This is a genomic window from Streptomyces sp. NPDC059900, assembly GCF_050270335.1.
Classification (GTDB): Bacteria; Actinomycetota; Actinomycetes; order Streptomycetales; family Streptomycetaceae; genus Streptomyces.
In genome coordinates, this window is sequence record NZ_JBNNJZ010000729.1 from 1 (window position 1) to 3,619 (window position 3,619).

The following is a 3,619-nucleotide window of genomic DNA, read 5'->3' on the forward strand; positions in this document are numbered from 1 at the left end:
CCCGAAGTCGAACACGGTGGTGCGGCTCGATAATATGTGGACGATGTGCGTCTGGTACGGCAGGGTGCGCTGATCACCCGCCCCTGATCGTCCGCCGTCGGGCGGTGGCGGCTGCTTCCCCGCCGCCGCCCGACCGGCCCCCGCGAACCCCCTGCCCGGCGCGCCCGCCAGGCGTGGCGGGCGTCGACGCGGATACTCGTGCGCCATGGCCGAAAACAGCAGCCCAACCGCCCGGGACGAGCCACCGCGCAACGACCGGGACAAGTCACCAAGGAACGAAACGCGCTTCGAGCGGGCCGATCGCAACTTCTCGGAGATCCTCCAGGAGCTGCGCGTGACGCAGGCCGGCGTGCAGATCCTCTTCGCGTTCCTGCTGACGCTCGCCTTCACCGAGCGCTTCCCGTCGCTCGACACGATGCAGCGCGCCACCTACGTCAGCACGCTGCTGCTCGCCGTCCTCGCCGCGGCGCTGTTCACCGCGCCGGCCGCCGTGCACCGATCGCTGTTCGGGCGGCAGGCCAAGCCGCGGATCGTGCGGGTGTCGTCCCGCCTCGCGGGCCTCGGCCTGGTGGTCCTGGTGTTCGCGGTCGCCGGTGCGGTGCTCCTGGTCGTCGACGTGGCGGTGGGCAGGACCGGCGGCATCATCGCGAGCGCGGGCACGCTGGTGGTGTGCTCGGGCCTGTGGGGCCTGCTCCCCCTCCTGGTGCGCCGCGCGGCGGACAGGGACAAGGAGTCGGACGCGCCGGACGACGCCGGGGATCCGGACGCGCCGGGCGGCGTCAGGCGAGCAGGGCCTCGGTGAGGAGCACCAGGCCGAGCACACCGAGCGCGCCTCCCGTGCCGCGCTCGATCGCCCGGGCAGCCCGCGGCCGTCGCAGCCTGCGGCCGAGCCGGTCGACCAGGAGCGCGACGGCCGGGAACCACACCAGCGCCAGGGCGACGATGACGGACGCCAGCAGCAGTGTCCTCGGCATCGCGGGGGTGCCCGCGGGCACGAACTGGGGCAGCACGCTGAGGAAGGTGACGGGAGCCTTGGGGTTGAGGGCGTTGGTCAGGAAGCCCTGCCGCAGGCTGCCCCCGACCGCGGGCCGCCCCTCACCGTCGCCGTTGCCCTGGCCGCGCTCGGCCCCGTCGCCGTTGCCCCGGCCGCGCTCGGCCGCGTCACCGTCCCCGGCAGTGGCGCCGAAGTCCCGCAGCGGCCTCGCCGCCGACCGCAGCGCCCGGTAGCCGAGGTAGAGCAGATAGCCCCCGCCCGCCGCCTGAAGGTCCCGGAAGAGCGTGGGCACCGCCGCGAGGACCGCCGCGACCCCGGCCACCGCCAGGGCCGTGTGCACCACGAGCCCGCCCGCGACGCCGAGCGCCCAGGCGACCCCGGCACGGCGGGAAGCCAGCGCGTTGCGCACCACCACGGCGAAGTCGGCGCCCGGCATGGCGACCATGCCCGCGGCGACTCCGGCGAAAGCGACCAGTTGAGCGTCCATGCCGCCCAGCCTGCCGTTCTTCTGCCTTCAGCAGGTATGTGCAATATCCTGGGGTCTGCCTTAAGCAGGCGTTTAGCCCCACGCCGGCGGACAGCTCCACGCGGCACCACGGCCCGCCGGCTCCTGCACCGGGAGAGCTCATGTACGACCCGACGCGGCTCGCCGCACTGGTGGCGGTCTCCGAGGCCGGGTCGATCACCCGCGCCGCCGAACGTCTCGGCTACACCGTGCCCGCCCTCTCCCAGCAACTGGCCAAGCTCGAACGCGAGGCGGGCACCCCGCTCCTGGTCCGGCATCACCGCGGGGCACGGCTGACCGGTGCGGGCGAACTGCTGCTCGCCCGGGCGCGCCGGGTCCTTGCCGAGATGGAGCAGGCCCGGCACGAACTGGCCCAGCTGGCGGGCCTGTCCGGCGGCAGGCTGAGCGTGGGCACCTTCACCAGCGCCGGGATCCATCTGGTGCCGCCCGCGCTGACCGCGTTCCGCCGCGCCCATCCGGACATCGACCTGACGGTGCGGGGCTATGAACCGCCGCTCGGTGTCGCGGCCGTGGCGGCGGGCGAGGTCGATCTGGCGCTCACCCATACGTACGAGCCGATGGACCCGGTGCCGCTGCCCGCGTCCGTGACCGCGGAGCCGGTCCTGGTCGAGGAGCTCGTCCTGGTGACCGCGCCAGGCCACGCGCTCGCGAGCACTTCCGCACGGCTGCCCCTGAGCGAGCTCGCCGGTCATCCGCTGATCAGCATGGCGCCCGCGTATCCGCCCCGGCAGGGCGTGGAGTCCGCCCTCGTCCGGGCCGGGGCGACGCCCTCGGTCCTGGTGGAGACCCCGAACTACGCGCTGGTGTGCGCCCTTGTCAGCTCCGGGCTCGGCGTCGCCGTCGTGCCGGAGATGGTGGCGCGGACGGCGGTGATGCCGGTGGGGGTGCGGCCCCTTGAGCCGGGGAATCTGCGCCGTACGATCTCGGTCGTCCACCGCACCGACGAGCCGCATCCCGCGGCGGACACCTTCCGGGCGCTGCTGAGAGGCGCTTTCGGGCGCTCAGCGGGGTGAGCGCCAGCCCGAGGGGGCCGCTGCGTCGCCGCGGACCTGCGCGGTCCACGGCAGCGCGATCCAGACCGTCTTGCCGCCCTCGGGGGTGGGAGTGACGGACAGACGGCCGCCGCACTCCATGGTCAGCCAGCGGATGATCACCAGGCCGCGGCCGTTGTCCTGCTGGACGGCCGCGGGCAGCCGCTTGGGGTAGCGGGGGTGGCTGTCGGTGACGCCGATGCGCAGCTGCTCCTCCCGGTCGAGTTCGACGTCCACCGTGAAGGTGGGCGACTGGCCGCGGGTGTGCTGGACGGCGTTCGTGGCGAGCTCGGAGACGATGAGCCGGATCGTGTCGGCCACTTCCGTGTCGTCGGGCAGGCCCCACTCCGCGAGGACGTTCGAGACGTACTTCCGGGCCGCGGAGACCGAGGCAGGATCGCTCGGCAGGGTGACGGATGCTTCCTGAAGGTCTGCCATGGCGACGTGTCCCTTTCCCACCGGGGCTCGGCTCCGATTCGTGGCGGAAGGCACGAGGACAGTCCCGGAATGGTGCTTTGCGCCAGCCTGCCACTCCGGGGCCCCTCACAGGGGGCCATCCATCAAGATGTGCATATATCTGTCGCTCGAAGCGGTGAACTCTGCTACGGAAGACCGTATTTGGGCGCGGCGCCGTCGCTTCCTCTACTGTCGCCGGTGAAAGGCCGTCGGGGGCCGGGGAAGCGCCTTTGCCGGGAAGGAGAAGGACATGCGGTACGGTCCCGCGGTGCGCCGCCGGAAACTCGGTGCCGAACTGCGCAAGCTGCGCACGCAGGCCGGACTCACCAGCGGCCAGGCGGCGGACCGGGTCGGCTGGCATCAGTCGAAGGTCAGCCGGATCGAGACGGGGCGTAGCGGGGCCAAGGCCGCCGACGTACGCCTGCTGCTCGAGGCGTACGAGGCGAAGGACCCCCATCTGCGCCAGTTGCTGGTCGCGTTGGCGGGCTCGGAGGAGGACAACGGGCGCGGTCACTGGTGGCACGCCTACCGCGACCTGCTGCCGCCCGCCTACCGCGACTACATCAGCCTGGAGTCGCAGGCCCGCCGGGTCCGCACGCTGGAGACCAGCGT

Annotated in this window: 5 protein-coding genes; 3 read left to right on the forward strand and 2 right to left on the reverse strand. The window is 72.9% G+C overall.

Annotated features, from left to right (window positions below; genetic code table 11):
- The first annotated feature begins 205 nt into the window (after positions 1-205).
- Positions 206-802: a DUF6328 family protein gene (locus ACQKIP_RS42820; RefSeq protein WP_365860957.1), complete on the forward strand. Its 597-nt coding sequence runs from the start codon at positions 206-208 to the stop codon at positions 800-802.
- Here ACQKIP_RS42820 and ACQKIP_RS42825 read toward each other — a convergent pair.
- On the reverse strand, positions 780-1,481 hold the full coding sequence (locus tag ACQKIP_RS42825) for a LysE family translocator (RefSeq protein WP_365860955.1): 702 nt from the start codon (positions 1,479-1,481) through the stop codon (positions 780-782). The two genes, ACQKIP_RS42820 and ACQKIP_RS42825, sit on opposite strands and share 23 nt — an antisense overlap.
- 140 nt (positions 1,482-1,621) lie before the next feature.
- Here ACQKIP_RS42825 and ACQKIP_RS42830 point away from each other — a divergent pair, with 140 nt between their 5' ends.
- A complete protein-coding gene (locus ACQKIP_RS42830; RefSeq protein WP_365860953.1) occupies positions 1,622-2,533 on the forward strand; it encodes a LysR family transcriptional regulator in 912 nt (303 codons plus the stop codon).
- Here the strand turns inward: ACQKIP_RS42830 and ACQKIP_RS42835 are convergent.
- The gene (locus ACQKIP_RS42835) at positions 2,522-2,989 is read right to left on the reverse strand and encodes an ATP-binding protein (protein ID WP_365860951.1); all 468 of its coding nucleotides are present in this window, start codon (positions 2,987-2,989) and stop codon (positions 2,522-2,524) included. The genes ACQKIP_RS42830 and ACQKIP_RS42835 overlap by 12 nt on opposite strands.
- A gap of 268 nt (positions 2,990-3,257) precedes the next feature.
- Between ACQKIP_RS42835 and ACQKIP_RS42840 the strand changes: the two genes are divergently transcribed.
- Positions 3,258-3,619 (forward strand): helix-turn-helix domain-containing protein (locus tag ACQKIP_RS42840; RefSeq protein ID WP_427745487.1); only part of this gene is annotated, 362 nt, incomplete at its 3' end.

Coding starts and splice junctions, on each gene's coding strand:
- ACQKIP_RS42820 (WP_365860957.1), top strand. CDS start 206: ATGGCCGAAAACAGCAGCCCAACCGCCCGGGACGAGCCACCGCGCAAC.
- ACQKIP_RS42825 (WP_365860955.1), bottom strand. CDS start 1,481: ATGGACGCTCAACTGGTCGCTTTCGCCGGAGTCGCCGCGGGCATGGTC.
- ACQKIP_RS42830 (WP_365860953.1), top strand. CDS start 1,622: ATGTACGACCCGACGCGGCTCGCCGCACTGGTGGCGGTCTCCGAGGCC.
- ACQKIP_RS42835 (WP_365860951.1), bottom strand. CDS start 2,989: ATGGCAGACCTTCAGGAAGCATCCGTCACCCTGCCGAGCGATCCTGCC.